17 protein-coding genes and 1 pseudogene are annotated in these 20,988 nt (G+C 69.7%); 13 read left to right on the top strand and 5 right to left on the bottom strand.

Annotation, left to right across the window (positions count from 1 at the left end; all coding sequences use genetic code 11):
- Positions 1 to 135 precede the first annotated feature (135 nt).
- From ACZ6AQ_RS28570 to ACZ6AQ_RS28540, 7 genes and pseudogenes are all read left to right on the top strand, one after another.
- Positions 136 to 351, top strand: a pseudogene (locus tag ACZ6AQ_RS28570) (helix-turn-helix domain-containing protein); the annotation flags it as partial.
- A 423-nt stretch (positions 352 to 774) separates the two neighbouring features.
- Positions 775 to 2,379 carry an SbcC/MukB-like Walker B domain-containing protein gene (locus ACZ6AQ_RS28565; protein ID WP_468763619.1) on the top strand — a complete coding sequence of 535 codons (1,605 nt, stop codon included), beginning with the start codon at positions 775 to 777 and terminating at the stop codon, positions 2,377 to 2,379.
- Positions 2,376 to 3,659 (top strand): DUF2399 domain-containing protein, encoded by a 1,284-nt coding sequence (locus tag ACZ6AQ_RS28560; protein ID WP_468763617.1) that lies wholly within the window; start codon positions 2,376 to 2,378, stop codon positions 3,657 to 3,659. The genes ACZ6AQ_RS28565 and ACZ6AQ_RS28560 overlap by 4 nt, the downstream gene beginning before the upstream one ends.
- A 332-nt stretch (positions 3,660 to 3,991) precedes the next feature.
- On the top strand, positions 3,992 to 5,098 hold the full coding sequence (locus ACZ6AQ_RS28555) for a nucleoid-associated protein (protein ID WP_468763615.1): 1,107 nt from the start codon (positions 3,992 to 3,994) through the stop codon (positions 5,096 to 5,098).
- Positions 5,095 to 6,084 carry a nucleotidyltransferase family protein gene (locus ACZ6AQ_RS28550; protein ID WP_191891833.1) on the top strand — a complete coding sequence of 330 codons (990 nt, stop codon included), beginning with the start codon at positions 5,095 to 5,097 and terminating at the stop codon, positions 6,082 to 6,084. Before ACZ6AQ_RS28555 ends, ACZ6AQ_RS28550 begins: the two co-directional genes overlap by 4 nt.
- 32 nt (positions 6,085 to 6,116) lie before the next feature.
- Positions 6,117 to 6,710 carry a hypothetical protein gene (locus tag ACZ6AQ_RS28545; protein WP_225051239.1) on the top strand — a complete coding sequence of 198 codons (594 nt, stop codon included), beginning with the start codon at positions 6,117 to 6,119 and terminating at the stop codon, positions 6,708 to 6,710.
- Between the two features lie 121 nt (positions 6,711 to 6,831).
- Positions 6,832 to 9,357 carry a helicase associated domain-containing protein gene (locus tag ACZ6AQ_RS28540; RefSeq protein WP_468763613.1) on the top strand — a complete coding sequence of 842 codons (2,526 nt, stop codon included), beginning with the start codon at positions 6,832 to 6,834 and terminating at the stop codon, positions 9,355 to 9,357.
- A 396-nt stretch (positions 9,358 to 9,753) separates the two neighbouring features.
- Here ACZ6AQ_RS28540 and ACZ6AQ_RS28535 read toward each other — a convergent pair whose 3' ends face one another.
- Positions 9,754 to 10,236 (bottom strand): hypothetical protein, encoded by a 483-nt coding sequence (locus ACZ6AQ_RS28535; RefSeq protein WP_468763612.1) that lies wholly within the window; start codon positions 10,234 to 10,236, stop codon positions 9,754 to 9,756.
- Between the two features lie 222 nt (positions 10,237 to 10,458).
- On the opposite strand from ACZ6AQ_RS28535, the gene ACZ6AQ_RS28530 reads away from it, so the two are divergent.
- On the top strand, positions 10,459 to 11,907 hold the full coding sequence (locus tag ACZ6AQ_RS28530; RefSeq protein WP_225051237.1) for a hypothetical protein: 1,449 nt from the start codon (positions 10,459 to 10,461) through the stop codon (positions 11,905 to 11,907).
- Between the two features lie 533 nt (positions 11,908 to 12,440).
- On the opposite strand, the gene ACZ6AQ_RS28525 is transcribed toward ACZ6AQ_RS28530, so the two are convergent.
- Together ACZ6AQ_RS28525 and ACZ6AQ_RS28520 are read right to left on the bottom strand one after the other, a co-directional pair.
- Positions 12,441 to 13,271 (bottom strand): hypothetical protein, encoded by an 831-nt coding sequence (locus ACZ6AQ_RS28525; protein WP_468763610.1) that lies wholly within the window; start codon positions 13,269 to 13,271, stop codon positions 12,441 to 12,443.
- Positions 13,268 to 13,534 carry a hypothetical protein gene (locus ACZ6AQ_RS28520; RefSeq protein WP_191891826.1) on the bottom strand — a complete coding sequence of 89 codons (267 nt, stop codon included), beginning with the start codon at positions 13,532 to 13,534 and terminating at the stop codon, positions 13,268 to 13,270. The genes ACZ6AQ_RS28525 and ACZ6AQ_RS28520 overlap by 4 nt, the downstream gene beginning before the upstream one ends.
- A gap of 336 nt (positions 13,535 to 13,870) precedes the next feature.
- On the opposite strand from ACZ6AQ_RS28520, the gene ACZ6AQ_RS28515 reads away from it, so the two are divergent.
- Positions 13,871 to 14,614, top strand: coding sequence for a TIGR02391 family protein (locus ACZ6AQ_RS28515; RefSeq protein WP_191891825.1), 744 nt, complete (start codon positions 13,871 to 13,873; stop codon positions 14,612 to 14,614).
- 557 nt (positions 14,615 to 15,171) lie between these two features.
- Here the strand turns inward: ACZ6AQ_RS28515 and ACZ6AQ_RS28510 are convergent.
- Entirely contained in the window at positions 15,172 to 15,411 is a 240-nt protein-coding gene (locus ACZ6AQ_RS28510; RefSeq protein ID WP_191891824.1) for a hypothetical protein, read from the bottom strand.
- A gap of 150 nt (positions 15,412 to 15,561) precedes the next feature.
- Here ACZ6AQ_RS28510 and ACZ6AQ_RS28505 point away from each other — a divergent pair, with 150 nt between their 5' ends.
- The 3 genes from ACZ6AQ_RS28505 to ACZ6AQ_RS28495 all read left to right on the top strand — a co-directional run bounded on the left by ACZ6AQ_RS28505 (position 15,562) and on the right by ACZ6AQ_RS28495 (position 18,961).
- Positions 15,562 to 16,632, top strand: a complete 1,071-nt coding sequence (locus tag ACZ6AQ_RS28505) for a hypothetical protein (protein WP_468763608.1) — start codon at positions 15,562 to 15,564, stop codon at positions 16,630 to 16,632.
- Between the two features lie 531 nt (positions 16,633 to 17,163).
- Positions 17,164 to 18,507, top strand: a complete 1,344-nt coding sequence (locus tag ACZ6AQ_RS28500) for a hypothetical protein (protein WP_468763607.1) — start codon at positions 17,164 to 17,166, stop codon at positions 18,505 to 18,507.
- Between the two features lie 145 nt (positions 18,508 to 18,652).
- Positions 18,653 to 18,961, top strand: coding sequence for a hypothetical protein (locus ACZ6AQ_RS28495; protein ID WP_191891821.1), 309 nt, complete (start codon positions 18,653 to 18,655; stop codon positions 18,959 to 18,961).
- A gap of 82 nt (positions 18,962 to 19,043) precedes the next feature.
- Here ACZ6AQ_RS28495 and ACZ6AQ_RS28490 read toward each other — a convergent pair whose 3' ends face one another.
- Positions 19,044 to 20,177 carry a hypothetical protein gene (locus ACZ6AQ_RS28490; RefSeq protein WP_468763605.1) on the bottom strand — a complete coding sequence of 378 codons (1,134 nt, stop codon included), beginning with the start codon at positions 20,175 to 20,177 and terminating at the stop codon, positions 19,044 to 19,046.
- Between the two features lie 112 nt (positions 20,178 to 20,289).
- On the opposite strand from ACZ6AQ_RS28490, the gene ACZ6AQ_RS28485 reads away from it, so the two are divergent.
- Positions 20,290 to 20,556 carry a hypothetical protein gene (locus tag ACZ6AQ_RS28485; RefSeq protein WP_191891818.1) on the top strand — a complete coding sequence of 89 codons (267 nt, stop codon included), beginning with the start codon at positions 20,290 to 20,292 and terminating at the stop codon, positions 20,554 to 20,556.
- Positions 20,557 to 20,988 lie beyond the last annotated feature (432 nt).

Raw genomic sequence — 20,988 nt, 5'->3', positions numbered from 1 at the left:
CACACAGTGAGCTCTTTCAGAGTGGCCACTGATCGAGTGACGCAGGCCGAGTCAGCATGAGGACCGCAACGCACAGGGCTCCTACGACGTTGAGGGAGGTGTTCGAAGTCTCAACCCATCGGCACAGGAGCCCTGTTGGTTCCCCATCCTGCCGCACTCGACCTGCCTCATGCTCTGGTCGAGTGGGTATCCATGCTCATCGTCACTCGTGAGGGTGACCGCCGCTGCAAGCTGCCGCCCCACCAGCGTGCCCTCGTGGGCCTGGTCTACCTCCGCCGCCACGACACGCTCACGCAGATCGCCGCCGGCTTCGGCATATCCGTCGGCACCGCCACGGCACTGGCCGACGCCGACCGCGCTCTGGAGCGGATTCTGGCCGAACTCGAGGCAGCCGCAGCTGCCCGCAACGCCGCCGTCTCCGCTGCTGCCCTCACCCACGAACACGCCCGGCACAGCGCGGCACGCGCCGCCGAAGCGGCCCAAGCCGCCGCAGAGGCTGCAGCCGACCAGGCCGCCGCCGCCGAAGCCAGCGAAGACGCCCGCGCCCGTGCCGCGACCGCCCAGCAAGCCGCCGACGCTGAACACGAAGCCTTCCCCTGCGCGGCGATCGAAGCCGTCGAGGCAGCCCACACCGCCGAGGACACCGCCGAGCAGGACCTGAACCGGGCGCGCGCTGAAACCCTCAAGGCCACCGGCCGCCACGAACAAGCCTCCCAAGCCGTCAGCGAAGCACTGCGCGCACTCAACCGCGCAGCAGCCCTGCCTGCAGGCGACATGCTGCGCACCGAACCGGACCATCTCGACGCCCGCCGGAACACCACCGCCCAACTCGTCGGCCACATCCAGGCCTGGGCCCCGGCCGCCCAGCGGGCCGCCGACCTCCTCAAACGGGCCGACAGCGACCGCCAGGAAGCCGCCGAGCGCCGCACACGCCACACCCAGGCCGAGCGGGAAGCCGCCCAGTCCCAGCGACGCGCTGAAGAGGAAGCCGCCACGGTCGCCGAAATGCGTGCCCTGCACGGAGCCAAGTACCAAGAGCTCCAAGCCCGCCGGGACACCACGGCCGAGAAGCTGCGGCAGGCCGAAGACCGCGCCGAACAGTGCCGCGGCCGCCAGCAGGATGCCGACCAACAAGCCAGCGCCGCCCAGGCCACACTGGGGATGCTCGTCCCGCAGCGGGAAGCCGCGGAGAAACACCGCGATGCCTGCATGGCCCGGCTCGGCCGCCTGGCCGACGAGCGCCTCGCTGCCGTTCCTGACGACCTGCCCACCACTGACTCCGGCCGCCCTGCCAACCTCACCACGGGCCTGGCCTGGGCCAGGCGCCTGCTCGCCGACGCTCCCGGCGGCACCGACCGCCGCACCGCCCTGGTACGCCAGCGCGACCGCGAGCTGGCCCTGCTGGAGACCGCCGCCCGCAAGGCCAGTACGGGCCTGGCCGGCTTCGACCGGCAGGTCACGCTGCTGAGTATCGAAGACACCCCCTGGCGGCGTGCCGTCGTCGCCGACCCCGCCGCGGTGCGAGGCCAAGACGTCCCCGCCGCCGTTGAGGACCTCAAGGCCACCGCGGCTCAGCTCGAAGACGATCTGCGCGCCGACATCAAGCAGGTCCTCAAGACAAGCCTGTTCACCCGCCTGCAGCGCGACATCCAGCTGCGCCGGCAAGCAGCCGTCGAGCTGGTCACCCAGATCCACGACACACTCAAAGACGTCCGAACGGGCGTGGCCCACGTGGGCGTCCAAGTCGCATGGGACGTCCGCGACGACCCCGAGGCCCAGCGCATGGTGGACCTCATCGGCAAGCCGCCCTCCGACGACACTTTCGAGCAGATGTATGACGCGCTGCGCCAGCGCATGAACGAAAAGGCCGGCGAACCCTGGGCAGAACGCGTCGCCCACACCTTCGACTACCGTAGCTGGTACGACTGGACCATCTCCGTCACCCACGCCTCATTCGAGGCCGCCGGCAAGGAGAAGTTCCGAGAAATCACCGCCCGCTCCAACCCGTTGGAGGCCCTTTCCACCGGTGAGAGGCGCTTGGCCACCATGCTGCCCCTGCTGGCAGCCGCCTGGTCGATGTACTCCGCCACCGGCTACGCCGGCCCCCGCCTGCTGTCCGTCGACGAGATCGACGCAGCCTTCGACGAACGCAACCTGCGCCAGGTCCTGGCCCTGCTGCGCTCCTGGGACTTCGACGTCCTGGCCACTGCCCCGTTCATGACCCCCCTGATCAAGCGGGAGACCCAGCGGGCCATGGTCCACGAGGTCGTCACCGCCGGCCGGCGCCGCATCACCGTCCCCTGGCTGTGGCACGGCCACGGCGAACCCCAGCCCCTCACCCTCGACGTGACCACTGTGCAGCCCCAGGACAGCCCGTGACCGCCGATCACTCCCTCCTCGCCGCCGACCCGGAACTTGCCCCGCTGTGGCAGGCCATCCACGACCGCCTCAGCGCCGGCAGCGCCCCGGCCGACATCGCCACCGTCACCGTGCCCGACCTCGCGCCGGGCGCGGTGGCCGCCCTGAAGTCATGGCTTGACACATCCGCCCAGCGCCGACGAGGCCGCACTCGCGTCCCCCGCACCGACCGCGGCGTCAAGGTGCCGCTGCCCCCGCTCCTGGCCGCCCTCGGCCTGACCACGGACACTTTGCAGTCCTTGGTCGAGGACGCCGTGGGCCGCGCAGTCGTCAACCGCAGGCACGGCCGCCTCGCCGCCGCCGAACTGCGCCGGGAAGTGATCCGCCATGCACAGGAGCAGCTGCCGCATCTGCCCCGGCTGCGGGCCAGACTCACCTCAGGAGCCGACGAAGAATCCGCTGCCGCGCTGCGCCGCCTCATCGACGCGCTTGCCTCCATCACTCGCTGCCTCCCGCACACACCGCCCCGTACCCTGGCCAAACTCGCCCACGACCACGCAGGCGACCCGCACTATTTCGACCCCGCAACCGGGCCCGGACAGCGCCTCATTGCCGCCCTCGCCGAACTCGCAGACCGTCCCGAACCCACCCGCCCCGACCACATACGCGCCCTGCTCGCCGAGCACGGCATCATCGCCGATCGGCTCTCCGCCACCGTCCTGCTCTACCAGGTCCGCGCCCTCGGCGACGGCCCCATCGACCGCTGGCTCAACGAGGCGACCACCCCGGTCGCCCTCAACCTTCTCGACCTCACCCGCACCCCGCCGCGGCTGGCCCCCGACCCGCTGACCGTCGTCGAAAACCCCTCCGTCCTGGAGGCCGCGATGGAATGCGCCAGCACCCAGCCGATGGCCTGCACCAGCGGCCAACTCCGGGCCGTCGACCACGTTCTGCTCCAACTCGCCGTCGACCAGGGTGTTCCCCTGCGCTACGCAGGAGACCTCGACACTGCAGGTCTGCACATCGCCACCACGGTGCAGCAGACCTACGGGGCAGCACTCATCGCCATGGATGCCGCTCTGGTTCAGGCAGCCGGCGACCTGCCGTCTGCCATTCCTCTCGGCCCGCTGCCGAACACCACTGATCCCGACCTGGCTGACCGGCTGAAAGAGACGGGGCGAGTCATCTACCAGGAACACGACGCCGTCCTCAGCCGTCTCCTTGACCCGATGTGCTCACAGCGCAGAGCCTCACCACTTGTCCCGCGGCCGGACGGCGGGGAGAGGTCGCCCGGGCGCTGATGACGGAGAGTGCCAGTCATGGCGGCGTGCGGTGCGCCAAGCGATCGATGACACGGACGAAGTCCGCGACGGACGCGCATATTTAGCACAAGGTTCACTTATTTTGAGTCATTTTGATGACTAGCCGCATATCGCCCCGGCAAACGCCCTCCGCGCCATGCACAGACCGTTACGATAGCCGCCTCGGTTGCCTGACGCGGGGTCAGCAAGGCCTTGCGTCACGGGCGTTCACGCCGCGAGGAGCACCACACGCCCGTCGGCCCAGACGTGGCGCGGACATGCGGTTGATGCTCGGCCGATAGGCATCAACTCAAAGATCTACGGGGTGGGTCATGTCGGGCGAATTCGCTCAACTCGTCGTTGACGAGGCCATCTTTCACCTGGTCCCGACGCGCAAGCGGAACGACCCGGTACCAGCGCAAGTCCAGTTCAGCGAAGCGGTGTGCAGCCTCAGCGAGGATGTGCGTGCCAAGATCCAGGGCAACTTCCGCGGCGCGCTCGCCTCGCACGGGCGCCCGGTCGTGGAAGAGGTCGAGGTCAAGAAGTCGAACCTGCCGGACCGTGTCTACGAGTACCTCGCCGAGCAGCGTGACCTGGTGAGCGTCTCCACCGACCTGGCCGAACTCCTCTTCGAAAGCCAGCGCGGCAACAGTCCCGCGGGGCTGCTCCTCGTGGCCTCAGCGAGCCTTGCCGGCAAGAGGGCCCTGCTCATCGTGAAACTGGAACAGGAGGGCGGGTTCCGGGCCGAGGGGGTACTCGTCGGTGGCAAACGTACCTTCGACATGAACTACTTCGCCAACCTCCTGATGACCGAGCACAACAAGATCTACAAGGCCGCCCTGTTCTGCGTCGACGGCATCCCTGACGATGGCCCCATCGAGGGGTGGGCAGCGGACAAGCAGCTGGGCGGCAAGATGGCGCAGTTCTGGCTGCAGGCCTTCCTCGGCTGCCGGCAGAAGGAAGACCCCAAGCGCGTCACCCAGCAATTTCACGAGGCAGCAGTCGACTGGGTCGACAAAAGAGTCGACGACCCCGAGAAGAGCGTCGACTATCTGATGGCCGTCCTGGTCGAGCTCCGCTCCAACAACGCGACCCTGGACCCGACCGCTTTCGCCGCTGATCACCTCGACCTCCATGACCAGGACAGCTTCCTCACCTACCTGGCCAGCAAGGACGTCCCCACGGGCAGCTTCGACAAGGACATCGCGCGGGTGGCTCCACGCCTCAGCGAGCTGCAGATCGGCTTCAGAAGCGGCATTTCCATCGTCACACCCGTCAACCGGGTACGCGAGGACATCAAGATCGAAGACCACTCCGACGGCACCTCCACGGTCACCGTCAAAGGCAAGATCACCTCCACACGCAGCCACTACAGCCCCCGCAAACCCGACGCCCCGCACACAGACGGCCAAGCACCCGGGGCGGACATAACCGGGTGAGCACGGTCAACGACGCCTTCCACCGGTACCAGGCCGAACTCCCCAACATCCGCAAAGCGGCACAGCTCACCGCAGCCCTTCTACGACGCAAGACCGCCCGCGCCCACATCACCTGCGAGGTGACCTCCCGGGCCAAGGAGATCGGCAGCTTCGTCACCAAGGCCTACCACAAGGAATACGCCGACCCCTGGACTCAAATCACGGACAAGGCAGGCGTCCGCATCACCGTCCAGCACCACGGCTTCCTCAACCAGGCCCTTCAGGTCGTCAAGGACAACCTGACACTGGTAGAAGACCCCCAGGACTACCGAGAACAAGAGGACATCGAAGGCCAGTACACGCTGCAGTACCCCCGCCTGCACGTCCAGGTCCTCGCAGCCGGCGACCTCACCGACAGCGACGGCCGACCCTACGAGTGCGAGATCCAAATCCGCACCGAAGCAACCGACTTGTGGGCCCGTATGTCCCACCGGCTGCTCTACAAAACAGGCACCACCGACGTACCCCGCGATGTCAGTAGGTCGCTGTACCGTTTGATCGCCCTGGTCGAACTGTACGACCTCGAGGTCGAACGGGGGGTAGACGTCTTGGCACAACACCCTGACTTCACCCGCACCAACCGACTCCTGGACGAAGCAGAGTTCCTGTACCGCACGTTCACCGAGCACGAGTACCGGCGCGACCTGTCCGAAGACATCATCGACGTCCTGATCGAGACCGTCGAGAACGAGCCCGACTACCCCAATAAGCTCGCCCAGTTCACAGAACAGTACCGTCAACAGCTCGAAGCGGCCTACCGCGACTACGGCCCCACCAGCGAACTCTTCTTAACCCACGGCCGCTACATACTGGCCAGCCAGCCGGAAAGCCTGATCATTTTCGAACGCCTCACCGCCGCCAAGATGCTGTTACGAGGCGTGTGGTACGACGAATTGCCCGAAACCATGCTCAGCGACATGGCAGAAATCTGGAGCGTCTACCTGTGACCCGACCGCCGCAGCCTGAACCCTCCGCGGTCGTGGCCGCCACCGCCATGTTCGTCGAAGTCCTCGTCGTCGGCATCGGCTTCCTCACCGGCCTGGGCATCCTGACCGCTGCCATTGCCGGTCCCGACAACACCCGCAAACTGGCTCCCGTGGGCGGCACACCCCTCGCGGCCGGCGCAGCCCTCGCGTTCGCCTACGCCTTAGGCATCCTGATCGACCGCGCAGCCGACACCGCCCTCACCCCCGCACGGCGCAAGCTGCGCGCCCAGTCCTTTCGCACATCCGCCGCCTACGCCCAGGCCCGCCTGAAACTCGCAGAGACCCCTGCTCTCACCGCCCGGGCCGACTACGCACGGTCCCGCCTGCGGATCTGCCGCGGCTGGGTCCTCAACAGCATCCTGCTCACCCTGGCCACCGATCTCGCACTGGGGCGCTACCCCGTCGAACACCGACCCCTCCTCCTCGCCACGGCCACCGTCCTCGGAATCCTGGCCACCGTCGGCTTCTACCTGTCGTGGCACACCATCACCGCCACCGGCTACCGCAAACTCGCCATCCAGACCGCGCCTGCCTCCACGCCAACCGTTCCCTCCCAGCCCCCGACCCCTGCACCGCAGAGCCCCTGACCGGCGCGCAGAACGCACGCCACATCAGGCGAACGCAGAGACGGCTGTGACGGCGGGGGGAGAACTGACAGAATCGGATGACGCTTCCGCCCCTGGCCGGCCGCGCACGCCCGGAGACCCCATGCCACCGCCTACGCCCCAGGCGCCCGATCCCCAGTCGCTGGCGGTCCGGGACCTGCCAGATCTGGGGCTGGAGCTGCCGTCATGCCGCAGACGACGCAAGCCTCTTCCACTGCACGAGGACCAGGAAGAGGCCCTCGGCAGGATTCTGAAGCACCTGCGCCGGCCCGGCACCCGAGGTCTGTACGTGGCTGCGACCGGCACCGGCAAAACCCTCGTCGCCAGCCGCGCCGCGCATCAGCTGGCGCGCCGGCTGCTGTTCGTCGTCCCCACCCTCGACCTCGCCGCGCAGACCGCTCTGGCCCTGCGCGGCGACGGCCACCAGGAGCCGGTCGTCATCGTCTCCTCCATGGACGCGGCCGCCCACGACGCCCTGGCCGACGCACACGTCGCCTCCGTCACCGACTACCGCCTCCTGGCCGCCCTTCTGGCCGCCGTCGGCACCGGCCGCAACGCACTGCCCGGCCTGACGGTGGTGTGCACCTACGACTCCCTCGACAAGATCGAGAACACCCAGCACACCGCACACCAGGTACCGCCGTTCGACCTTGTGGTCCTGGACGAGGCCCACCGGATCGCTGGCCGGGCCGACAAGAAATGGGCCGCGGTCCACGACGCCACGCGCATCCGTGCCGAGCGTCGCCTCTACATGACCGCCACCCCGCGCATCTTCGCCGCACCTGATCTCGCCGAGTCCGCGAACCTCTCCCGCCCGCGCGGCCAGATGCCCCGGACGGGGGAGGGGGGTGACGCCCGCGCCAACTCGATGGACAACCCCGCCGTCTACGGCAAGAAGATCTTCGAGTACTCCCTCGCCCGCGCGATCGAAGACGGCCGGGTCGCGGACTACCGGATCATCGTGCCCACCCTCACCGACGACGACCTGCGCACACGCCTCAATCTGCCCCCCTCCGGCACCACCGCGGACCAGCAGCCCGCCATCGACGAGGCCCTGCGCACCACCGCCCTGCACCTGGCCGTCCTCAAAGCCATGGCCACCCACCAGCAGCGCCGTGTCCTGGTCTACTTCAACCTGGTCGAAGACGCCAAACGCTTCACCCGCGAACTGCCCCACACCCTGCGCCGCCTCCGCGCCCACAGCCCGGACCTGTGCCCCGACACCAGCCCTGAGGTCTTCTTCGTCCACGGCGACACGCCATCCGCGCAACGCGCCGCAACCTTCGCCGAGTTCGCGGCCTCACCCTGCGCCATTCTGGCCAACGCCAAAGTCATCGCTGAAGGCGTCGACATCCCCAGCGTCGACGCGATCGTCTTCGCCGACCCCACCCGCAGCGTCATCCGCTGCGTCCAAGCCCTCGGCCGCGCCCTACGCCTGTCCGTCAGCGGCAAGATCGCCAGCCTCGTCATCCCCGTCTACATCCCCCCGGGCACCGACCCCACCGACATCCTCGGCACCGCCTACGAAGCCGTCTGGGCTATCAGCACGGCCCTTGCCAGTCACGACCACCGCATCCTCGAACGCCTTCCCGGCAAGGCCAACCGCCTACCCAAAGAAATCAGCGATCTCATCCAGCACCGCTGGCACTTCGACTTCACAACCCATCCCGAGCACATCGCCCGCGCACTCGACCTCACTTCCTTCAACCCCCACGACACGGCCGTTTCCCGCTCCCGCCGCGCCGGCCTCGCCGCCGCCCAGGCCTACCACGACGCCCACCACCACCTTGACGTCCCCGCCGACTACACCGACGCCTACGGCTTCGCCCTGGGTACCTTCATCACCACCATGCGCGACGCCCGCACAGCCGGCCGCCTGGACACCGACTGGATCGCCGAACTCGACGCTCTGGGCATGGTCTGGGACAAGCACGATGCCGCCTGGCGCGCCCGGCTCACCGCCGCCACCGACTACCACCGTGCCCACGGTCACCTTGCCGCGCCCGCCACCACTCCTCTCGGTGCCTGGCTCGCCGAACAACGCTCTGCGGCCGCACGCGCCGAACTCGCCTCGGCGCGCGTCGCCGACCTCGCGGCCATCGACCCGGACTGGCAACTGCCCCACGGCGCGGACTGGCACCGCAAGTACCATCTGCTGCGCACACATCTCGCCGCCGGCAACGACCCGGCCGCACTCGACCGCGACAGCGTTCTGGCCTCGGTGAAGATCGGCAGCTGGCTGCATCGCCAGCTCACCGGCTGGCGCACCCTCGCCCGCCCACAACAGAGTCTGCTGACCGCCATCGGTGTTACTCCGCAAAGCCACCCGCTCACCGCAGTCCGCCGCTCCCGCCGCACCTTCGCCCAGACCGTGCAGATCCTCGAGCTCTTCCTGCACCGCGAGCGCCGTGCCCCCACCGCCCGCGAGGAGATCACTGTTGACGGGGATCAGGTCAAGATCGGGGCCTGGCTCGCGAAAGCCCGTACGAAGCACCGTGCCGGTGAACTTCCCGAGCAGCACGCCACCCTGGTGGCGTCCTTGTTCACCGGAGACTGGACCGACGAAGGCACGCCGCCTTGGCAGGAACGTGCCACTTCCCGCCGCCCGCACGCCCCAGGACCACGGTGATCCGCCGCAGCGGCCCGACGTCCACCCCGGCCGCCAACAGTTCCTTCTCCCGCAGCACTGGAAGCCCTCGGTCACGCCGCACGACAGCCCGCCCCCCTTGTCGCCTATCCGCTCTCGTCGCTCACTGTGACACAGGCGCCTGACCAGCGTGCTGGGTTGCCCAACGGGGTCACCCTCCCCGGCACGGACCGGCTGTGACACGGCGCGCGGGGCTGTGCCGGCCCTGTACCCCACGGGGGTGCTGCACCCCACGCGGACGCCCCCGCGTGGGCAGCCACGCCGCGCCCCATATCGGGGTGAGGGCCTGCCTAGAGGCAGGCCCTCATGGCGCACATCGGCAAGCGGTGCTCAGGGGAGGGAGACAGGGCACCCTGTCCGCGACGCAATCCGCCGGTATCAGCCCTTCTCGCCCGGCCGCGCGGCGAGTCTGCGTACGGCGCGCCTGATCGAGCCAAGCTCCTTCAGCACCTGATCCATCGCGGAGTCCATCAGCATGACCGGATCGTCCGCAGACCAGAAGCGCACGACCTGTGCCACCTGATGCTCCCAGAACTCGTCCTCCTCAGCGGCTTCGAAGCCGAGCTGTGACGCCAGGTCGGCAAAGCCAGCCCCGGGCCGGCCAGTTGCCTTGCGAATGACAAGTGCCGACAGCAGCGGGCGACTATGCTGGTGTTCGTACACGCTGATGTGGCCGAGCTTCGGGTAGAGCCCACGCATCTGGCCCTGCGACGTATAGGGGTCCAAGCCGTGCGGGTCAACGCGCTGTGCGAACTCCTTGTAGCCGATGCAGGCGGAAAGCGGGTCGACCGGATCGCCAGCCTTCGCAAGAGAGCGGAGAAGGCGGTGCATGTCGCGTTCGATGGGTGTAAGCGTAAGCACGCAAACTCCTCGTAGGGAGAGGACCCGTAGGTCCGGATGTCCGTGGACGTAGCGCCCGTAGGCGTACCTCGACAGTAACTCACCTGAGTCCGGCCCAGCCTGCCGTTGGGCGTGCCAGCGTGTGTCCCCACTCGGCCAACGGCTGCCCGTCTCGTACCCCCGGCGCAAGAAGGGCTGTGTTCTGCCGGCGGCGGTGTCACACCTGGCCGCTACGGTTCGGCTATGGCCGCGCACACCTCGTCTCCGAACGGACTCGTCCCCGTACACGTCGCTGTTTACGACCCCGCCCCGATGGAGGAAGAGCCCGATCCGCAGGCCGTCGACTACGCGCCCAAGCTCGTCGCGGCTTCAGCTAAATACGCGGGCATCTCCTGGACCAAGCATGGGGCCGAGCCGCGCTGGCTCGACACGGACACCGGCACCTGCGCCGCCGCCATCAACCCGAGCTTCTCCGGTCGCGGCGCCGACGAGTTCGACAGGTTCCTGTCCGGAGCAGACTTGCGCGGCGAGCCTGGGCTCATCATCGCCACGATGGGCACGGCAGACGATGACGATGACCGCGGGTGGTCGGTCTTCGGCCGGCCCGGCGGCCGCGTGGACTTCCGCCACTTCTCTGGCGCGATCGTCGGCGAGCGGCTGCTTGCGGAGGCGGAAGTCTCCCTGGCTCCCGGGCTGAATGCGACCGACCGCGACCTCGGACTGAGACTGCTCAACCGCCCCGCCAATGCCCCCTGGTGGGCGATGACGTTGCAGGCGAGCGCCTTGGAGGGCCGGCGCGGAACGACGGTTCGCGAGCCCGAGGGCGAACTGGTGCCGATCCTCGTCGACAGCCTGGGCAAGCCCGTCGTCGCACGCTGGACGTCCGGGGACGGCCAGCAGATCTGGTACGTGATCCCTGACGGGGTCGACTGGAACCAGGTGGTCGAGTGGCTCGTCCAGCGCGCCCTTCCCGAGCACGTACCGGCCGCACTGCGCCGCGTCCGCTCACGCCACCATGTCGATCCTGCCCTGGAAACCCCCGCCGAGACACAAGCACGCAGCTCTCTTGAAGAGTTGGAGCGCCGCTACCTGGAGGACAAAGCCCGCCTCGAGGGCGAACTGAAGCGGGCGCGGCAGGAGGCCGAACCCATGCGGTCCGGTCTGCTGTACGGCAGCGCCAAGGAGCTGGAAGACGCGGTGGCCGCGGTACTGCGTGCCGCCGGCTTCGCCGTCACCGAGCTGGACGAGGAATTGGGCGGCACCCTGTCCGCCGACCTGCTCGCCGTGCTGAACGGGTCCACCTGCCTGGTCGAGGTGAAGGCCGCCGCGAAGAATGCGGGGGAGAAACTGATCTCGCAGCTTCACCGCCATCTGGAGAAATGGCCGCAACTGCGCCCCGGCCAGCCTGTCACCTGCGCAGCCTTGATCGTCAACCACCAGCATAGCCTTGACCCCGCGGACCGCACTGCAGAGGTGTATCAGCGTAGGGTCGTCGACGCGCTCCCGTTTCCCGTGATCGCCTCCGGCGACCTGTTGCGCTGGTGGCGCACGCAGGACTGGCCGGCCGTGCAGGCCGCTGTACTCGGCCAGACCCACTCAGAAGGAGACCGAGACGCGTCCCCTGCCGGAGGGCGCGAGACCCCGGCGGTCGGCCGCAGGCGGTGGCCCTGGGGCAAAGGCGGAACCGCATAGCGGGCGCGGCCGTCATTTCGCCAGCGACGTGTGCGGGCTGCTGCTATGCGGCAGCCGCCACAGATCGTCTCTCCTTGGCCGTGGCCGGTGAGGGCCGGACGTTCGCCGTGAACGAGGTACTGGCGGCCGTCGTCGCCGCTCTGGCGTGAAGGCGGTCAGGGCGCGGCGGCCCCGGATCTCCGCTTCGTCCCGCCAGACCCCGATCACTACCTCCAGCGCCCGGCGGCGGGGCTGTGAAGGGGGACGGGAGTTCGGGTACGTGGCCCGCGCCGGGGACGGGGCCGAGCAGCGGTTTCTCCGGTAGCTCACCGAGGCATCCGAGGAGCAGGCGCTGCAGTTCGATGAGCTCGGCCGCGAGGTGCTGGGTGTGGACCTGGCGAGGTCCGCCGACGCCTCCGGGAGCTGAAGGAACAGGGGCAGCAGCGGGCCGCCGACTACCCCGCCCCGGGCCCCGGCCGTCCGGCAGGCCACGGCCACGGAGAGGAGCAGTCCGCCGCGCACCAGCCCCACCGTCCCCAGGGCGCCGGCCGCACCTAGTCCTGTCCGGTATTTGCCTCCTCGTTGCGTAAACTGGCATTCGTAGCAGCCGAGTTCGCCGCCGCCCGTCGGCGCTGGCTTCGTCGGCGCCGGTGACGTTGTGCCGTTCTCCGCGCGGGCGAGGGCCGCCGACACACCGGAAAATCGGGATCGACGCCAAGGTCGAGTGTGTTGATGTCCTCGTTCCGCATCCAATAAGGCACGCCCAAATCACGCAGCATCTGGTACCTGGCCTGTTCGGCGGTCCACGCTCGCGCTCGGGGCTGGGGTCCGGCCAGGATCCGCGCGCGGGCGTCGAGCAGCGCGCGGGTGGTTTCCTCGCTGGCACCGCACGCTGCGGCGAAGCCGGCCAGCAGCTGTTCGCTGGGCAGCCTCTGGCCGGTGAGGGCGTTGTGCAGGGCGCTGCGTGAGATGCGGCCCGCGGCCTCGGGTGAGCCGGCCAGTCGGCGCAGGCTCGGCCCATCGGCCTTCGCCCGGACCCTCATCATGGCCCTGGCCAGTCCTGCCAGGGTGGTGATGCCGCGCCCGGACACGTACGTGACCGGCCGCCGCACGGGCGCCGGATGGACGGCGGCCGCGGCCACCGCCCACACCCGCGCCGCCTCCTGTTCGTCGGCGTCCGCGCCCCGGGCGAACGCCTGGACGGTGTACAGAGTGGGCAGCCGCCCGTCCAGGGCCCGGCGCAAGGTGCATGCCGCGACCGGCATCGTCCCGGCACTGGCCCGCCGCGCGAGGGAGCCGAAGGTTCGCGGCCCCTTCGCCGCGCGCAACCAGCCGCGCAGCCGGGCCAGTTCCGCTTCGGCGGGCCCGGGTGCTCTGCGGCTCATCCGCGGCCGCCGCTGGCGGAGAGTGCGGCGACGGCTGCCAGGAGCCGGCCCGCGCGGCGCCCGGCCAGCAGCAGGATCACGGCGCCCGCGAGCAGGGTCAGCGCCAGAGGGATCGGGCGCTGCAGGACGGCGAGCACGGTCACCGCGGCAACCACGGTGATGACGACGGCCGCCTCGCCCGCACCGAGCCTGCCGGAGGCGGGCTCGGCCACGACGGAGGGCGGGGCGCCGACGGAACCGGCGCAGGGCGGGACAACGGACATGACGAGGCCTCACAAACGATTGACGTGACGGCCCGGCCGGCAACGAACCCAGCCGGCACGGTGAGCCGATCGTGGCACCACCCGCCCCGCTCCCGCGACTTCCACCCCACCGAGCCCGGACCTGACGTACCTTCCGCCTCCGCCACAAAGCCGCAGCTCAACCCCAAAAAGCGAGCAGGACCTGTCCACGGTGCACAGACCCGGCCCGGGTGAGAGCAGCCAACGCGCCGACACCCAGAGCGGGGGCCCCGTGGCCGCCTCGCCATGGACCGAGGCGGGCGGGCCTTCGCCCGTAAGACCGCGGAGTGTCAGTGCTGCGCCGTAGCGTTGTGGCTCATGAACTTCCAGTACATACCGCCGGTTCCGGCAGAACAGATCCGGCAGCTGCCCACGCGGGATGTCGCACTCCTTCTCCTGCAGCACCTCGCCAGCAGTACCGGATACCTGCAGTACGTGAGCACCATGAACTCGGCTCGGCAGGCGTTCCAGGAAGAGCCGGATGCAGACGCGCTCGTGAACCGGCTGTCCGATGCCTGGTGCTGGCTGGAGGCTCAGGCGTTGCTGTCCCGGGAGCCCAGCCAGTCCGAGGCCTTTCGCCGGATCTCCCGCGACGGCAGGGACTTGGCGAAGGACCCGCAGGGCATCACGCGGTTCGAGGCCCGCGAACGGCTCTCCGGCCCACTCCACCCGGATCTGGAGGGCACGGTGCGCACCAACTTCGACCTGGGTGACTACGAGACGGCGTGCTTCGCCGCGATGAAGGCGGTCGAGGTCGCCGTCCGCGACGCCTCCGGGCTCGACAACTCCCTGGTCGGAGTAAAGCTGATGCGCGAAGCGTTCCGGCCTCACGAGAACGGCAAGACCGGCGGCACGCTCGCCGACGCGGAAGCAGAGGGCGGCGAACAGGCGGCCACCGCCAACCTGTTCGCCGGCGCCATGGGCGCCTACAAAAACCCTGCCAGCCACCGCACCGTCGACTTCGACGACCCGATCGAGGCGGCAGAGATCATCCAGTTCGCCGACCTCCTGCTGCGCCAGGTCGAACGCGCCAAGCGCCACCAGACCGCCCCAACGACATAGACCCATACACCGGTGCCGGGGCCCGAGTGGGTCACCCTGGCCGGGCGGAAGCGGCGCACCCTACAGGGGCCCCTCACAGCTCTCAGACGCCCGCTCCTGGGCCGTCGTGGTCTGCTGGCGCAGGACGCGGGTCCACGTTTCCATGAATCCGGCTGCGCCGCTCTCGTCTCCGGGGAGCCGGAAGAGGGCCGGGTCGGCCGTGAGCTGTTCAGAAGCAGCCGGCGCCCGCGCACCGGAAACAGCTTCGGACGCGGCGCAGACGGCCGCCACTTCCCCACACGAGCCGCCGACCGGCCTGCTGGACGCGCTCGCCCTCTCCGCCCCCAGCCAACCAGCCCAGGCGGACAGGACCTCACGACGCTGGACAGCCGCCAGGCCGTCCTGCACTGCAGCGTTCAAACGCCCAGGGGAGGCCCCTCGCCTGCGGTCGCGTGATGCCCGGGACGTCCACAACGGGACACCGACGGTTCGGAAGGGTGCCCACCGACTTGGTGGAGTGGGCCCGCGCCATCTGTCTGCGACTGCCCGGGCAACATCCGCTCGGTCGCGGCGATGACTTAGCGCTGGGCGCGTACATGGGCGCCGTACATGAGCAGACCCACCCAGACCGCGGAGACCGCGGCGGTCATGGTCGCCCAGGGCGCCGTGGTGAGGGACGGGCCCGTCACCAGTTGGTAGGTCGTCACGCTGGCGAAGACGATGACCAGCAGGAAGGCTGCGGGCCGGGCCAGCCGCAGCCACATCGGAAGACGGACTGGGGAGGAGGGCTGCACGGACGGCGTCGGCGAAGCGGGCATGACGAACTTCTCCTACAGGCGGGGGAGTTGGCGGACGAGCGACCTTGGTGGCCGGTGCTTCGACCGTATGGCGCCCACCCCCGTGCAGACCATCTCCCATTTCCGCTCTGATTACCCAAGGATGAGGACTTGGGGGAGAGGAGGAGACCCATGTGGGTGTCGGTGACCCTGTACGACAAGGGAGCCGCCTCCGAGCGGCCCGGAGCGGAGGCCGGGCGTGTCGAGATCAGCGGGCTGGAGGGTGCCCGGACCGCTGTCTTCACGGTGGGCCTGCGCCGCAGCGAGCACGACATCCACCGGCCTGCCGCCCTGCGCCTGCGTGTTCCTGGCGCCCGCCCCGGCAGGGTGACGCCGAGGGCGGTGCGCGCCGTCGACTGGGAGCGGGTGCTGGCCATCGCCACCGTGGCGGCGACCATCTCCACGCGCGCCGCCGAGCAGCTCGATGCCGACTGGACGCGGCGTCCCCGGGGCGGTAGCCGCGACTTCTGCCTGCTCGTCGCCGCGGTCTACGCGCATGCGGTCGCCCGCCACCTCCCGCCGCGCCATGTGATCGCCGCTGTCTGGGGCAAGGGAGTGGACACCGTGGACAACTGGCTGGCCGAGGCGCGCAGGCGTCAGGTCCTCGGACAGGATCCGCTCTCCAGCCGCCACTGCCCCCGCACCGAGCCGGACCGGCGCGGGGTGATCCCGCTGCCGCGTCCGCCACGCCAACCGCCCTCCTCGCAGACCACCGTGGGAACCAACGGAGCGACACTGCGCGACCTGCCCGACTGTCCCGACTGGTCCTTCCGCATCGAACCTGGTGCCCGCGAGGGCAACGTGTTCGTCCGTGGATGGGCGATCCAGCCCGACATCACGCACGCCGGCGGCTGGCGAACGCACCTGACGGCCAAAGCTCTTGCCGCTGCTCCGCTCGACGACGTCTTCGCCCGCGGGCTCGCGGCTCTGCAGGGCAACCTCTACCTCGCCACGGCCCGGGGCGTCGTGGGTGAACCCGTGCGGACCCGGGGGCCAGACCACCTGCGCCAGGTCACCGACGCCTACCTCTTTGCCCTGGCCCAGGAACAGCCACCACTGCCTCTGATCTGCACCCTCTGGAACGTCAGCTACAGGACGGCATCGAGCTGGACCAGCAAAGCCCGCAAAGCCGGCGTCCTGACGGCCCGGTACAAGCCGCTGCCCGACCGCTGGGGACGCTCAAGCAGGCCCGAGGGACCGTGAGTCCTGCCGCGCCTGCCGTAGCCGCACGCGACATAAAGGTTCCAGGGTTACGTCCTTGGCTGGAGCGAGACCCGGGGCGGCCGTTGCTGTGCGTTACGGGGCGCACCCCGTGGCTGCGGACGGTCGGTGCGCTCCGGGCCGTGCCCCGTGTCGCGCTGGGGGCAGTGTCGTCCGGATAATCCCTGGATGCCTGTGAATCCGGAGTACATGGAGACCAATGTCAGGGTCCCGTTCTGTGCTTTCGATGCGTTGGCCGCCGTCGCGGCCCGGCAGGGCGCCTCGCGGGACGCGACCGTGCGCCGGCTGCTGGCCGAGCATGTCGAGCGGCAGGAGCAGATTGATCCCGACGACCGGCTGACGCACATTTCCACCGTCTTGCGCTACCCGCCCCCGCCGCGCTGGCGTAAGGATCCGCGTCAGGACCGGCCCCTGCGGCTGAGGGCGAGCTCCGCGTTGTTGGAGCGGGCCCGCGCAGTCTCGCTGCTGCTGCCGGGGCAGTACGAGCGGGCGTTTCGAGACTACCAAGGACGGGTGCTGACCGACGCGGTGGTGACCGCCATCGCGGTGGCCGAGCCGTTCACGGACGAGTTCTTGGACGGGCTGCTTCCCCTCCTGCGGCACCGCGCCGCCCGCAACCTGTGGCGGCTGGCGACCGCCGCGCTCATCACCGGTCCGGAGCTCGACCTCCTGGACGCGGCCGACGAGCTACGTAAGGCGACGGCCTGGACGTCCGACACCAAGCTGGATGAGTACGACCAGCGCCTGCTGAGGATCGCGACGGCCCTCGAGGAGGACGTGGCCTGGCACTCCCCAACCCGATTCCAGGTCGCGGACAACATTGCCCGCGACCTGCTGACCGGCCCGCAGGCCGAGGCGAACGCACGGATGCTGCAGGAGGAGGGCGAGGCCTGGGAGGACCTGCATCAGGACACTCTCCACGCAGACGAGGAGCGCCGGTGCTACCTCAAGCGGGGGACCACGGACTACGACTGGAGTGGCCGGGGCGGCACCGCGGTGTGGCGGGCCGAACGACAGGTGGCTCTGCAGGTCTTCGAGGACTGGCTCACCCACCGCACCCGGACGGACACGCCCCAGTACGCGGTCCACCCGCCCGGCTGGGTGCTCACCCGCCCGCCCGGCTGGCGCGCCGTCGCCCCGGCCTCCGCGGACACCGGCGGGCTGCCGCAGCCGTACGCGGCATGGACAGGTGAGGGCCGCGTCCTGGCCTTTCCCCACCGCAACCGGCAGGCCGTGTGGCCACTTCAGCGCCGACCGGACGCGCCGGGCTACGAGCCCGTGCCCGGCGCCGCAGCACTGCTCGCCGCCGCGGCCGGTCTGCCGCCCGATCAGATCCTCCAGTACATCGAGGCCCTACTCGTTGACTGGAAACACGAGTTCGGCGACGAGGACGAGCCCGACCTCTATCTCGCGCTGGACGTCCCGGTGGGTGCGGCATACGACTTCGGTCTCATCAGCGCCGAGGAACGTCAGGAGGCTATGGCCCAGGCCCGCACGGCGACCCTGCAGGCCATGGACGAGATCATCAACGAGCTGGCCTTGGACGGCTGCGACGAGGAGGACCTGCGGCACCTACGGCACGTGCGCGGCAACGTCCGCCAATTCACGGACGAGGCCACCCGCCTCGACAGCCGGATCGGCGCACGGTTCCGGGTGCACAAGGCGACCTGGCGGTGGCCGGGACAGTCGGTGACCGGGGAGTTCCTGGCCGGCGCCTCCACCGACCTCGTGCAGTGGCTGGCCACCGTCGCACACGCGAGGAGCTCTCTGATCAGGCAGCATTCGATGCAGCAGGCGTGGGGCGAGGCCTTCGACCGCTACGCCCCCAGGGAGCGCAGCTCCCGACGGCGCCGGTGACCTCCGGGAGAAAGCGTGTGACACCCACCGATACAACAGGCACGGACCCTCTTCGTAAAAAGGGATGCAGGCCGAGCAAACGACGCCCGGATTACCGACATCCCGCGTACTTCACACGTACGCCCGCCCGAGGGGGAACCCTTCCATGCACAACCCGACCCGACCACTTATCTCCTCCGTCGCCACCGGCATCAGCGGCCTCGTCCTGGCCCTGATCGGCGCCCCGTGGTGGCTGACCGCCATCGCCTTCGCCTGCTTCGCACTCGGCCTGCTCGTCACCGTCATCCAGTCCGTCTTCCCTCAGGACTCCGAGCACCGGCTGGCCTGGTGGCGGGCCCGCTGGCACCACCACCAGCAGCGCCGCCGCACCCCACTCCCGGTCCGCTACCCGGTCCGGGACGCGCGACAGGCACCCGGCCCGCGCGCCGACGCGCCCGACCGACATGGTGAGTGATCGTCCATCAGCTGCCGGGGGCGCCGCGCTGTTGACGGGCGCCCCCGGCCGTGCCTGGCGCCGCACGCTCTCCTTACCGGAATCACATCGTTCCCCGGCCCGCCTGAGCCCGTCCGCGCAGCGTACCGATCCACCTCTCCATGAAGCCGGCCGCGCCGCTCTCGTCTCCGGGGAGCCGGAAGAGGGCGGGGTCGGCCGCGAGCTGTTCCATGAGCGTCTCGTACAGCCCGTCGAAGAGCGGCTCGAGACAGACGGCTAGGCCTTCGGCGAAGTGCCTGGGGGAGGGGCCCAGAGTGATGACGTGGTTCAGGACCGGGAACATGCCCCACTCGTCGATCCGCGCCCGCAGCGCGGCCAGTGCCGGCGTATCCGGCATGAACAAGGCGTGCATCGCGTACAACCCGTAGAACATCCGCAGCCCGAGCAGCACCGTCCGGGCCCGCAGCAACTGCTCGTCACTGGCCTGCTGAACCGGCCCCAGCACGTCCGCGCGCTCCTGGAGCAGCCCCCAGTCCACCGGCGGGCTCTCACCACGCTCAACCGCCCCCAGCATCTGCGCCCAATCCCTGGCCGTCAGCCCGAACCAGCCGTAGGCGGCGAACGCCTCCGCCAGCGCATCCGCTCCCACCTCCTGCGCCCCCAGACCAATCGCCGCGACCAGGTGCACCACCCCGGTGAAGTCCGGCCCGTCCGGCACGTCCTCGTCAGCCTCAAGCGCGGCACGCACCAGGGCGGGATTCGCAGCCCCGCGGTACGGACGGGCCCCAATCAGCCGGCCGGCGACCTCATACAGGGCATCGGCGGCCTCTTCACCCGCCCCCGCCGCCCCGCGAGCGATCTCCAGCAGCCGATGCGACATCGTCCCCCGCAGCACCCACACCACGGCCTCACGCACAGCGGCCACCGGCGGCTCCGGCACCTGCACCGCTCCCGGCCGCCCGGCCATGCCGGCCTCGGCGAACCACTCCAGCACCGCCAACCGACGATCCCGCCCTTGGCGAAGATGCCGCGCCAGCATCGCCGCGCTCTCCACCACCGCCGGATCGACCACGTCCACCACCGACCCCCGGCCACGCCCCAGCCCCCGCCGCCGGTGCCGCGGCAACAACCCCACCCGCCGCCAGCTCTCCAACTGGCTGGCCGTCACCACCAGCCCACGCGCAGCCAGTTCACGGACCACCTGCAGATCAGCCGGACTCGGCGCTCCTCGTGCCATGTCCACCATTACAACCCCGAGAGGTGCAATTCTCTGCGGACCTGCGGCTCTGGCTCACTGGACTCGGCACTACCCAGACACCAGCCAGCTCCAAGAAGACAAAGGCCCATCCGTGACCCCAGAACAGCGAAACCGCACCCGGACCAGGACCGCTGCAGGCCTCACCACCGCGCTCCTCACCCTCCTCATCGCCGGCGCCCTCCACCACCCCGGCCACCTGATCAGCCTCCTGCTCATCCTCACCGCCGCACTCGGCGCGACCACCGCCACCCTCGCCCTCGCCGCAGCCTTCGCCCCCACCACCGCCACCCGCACAGCAGCCCGCCACACCCTCGACCTCCTGCTGCGCGTGGTGCCCTGGTACACACCCCGAAACTGACACCACGGCAGGGGGACAGGACCTGGATGGCTGTCCAACGAAGCGGAACGGACATCACCCCCGCCCGCACACACCGCAGCACAACCATCACGATCTCCAACCCGGAGGCACCAACCCCAAATCCGGATTCCCGGAAAGTTCTCCGCGAAGGAAACACCCCACCCGCTCCCTCACAGCCAGCCGCCCGCGAAGCGGGCCCTCGGTCCGGGAGCGCAGCGGACGGACCCAAGGCCCCGGGAACCGGGGCCGCCTGAGCCTGTGTCAACAGGCTCACGAAGTCCCTGAAGCGCAGCGAAAGGGACTCTCGGCTCGAAGCGCAGCGCAAAGCCGGACCTCCCCGCGCAGCGGGGAGGTGTCACTTCGCCAACCCCCGCGCAATGCGCGGGGGTTCCCCTCGATCCCTGCGAAGCAGGGATCTACCCGCTCCGCGGG

The organism is Streptomyces sp. NPDC041191 (assembly GCF_055591945.1).
This window is presented reverse-complemented; position numbering and strand designations above follow the sequence as displayed.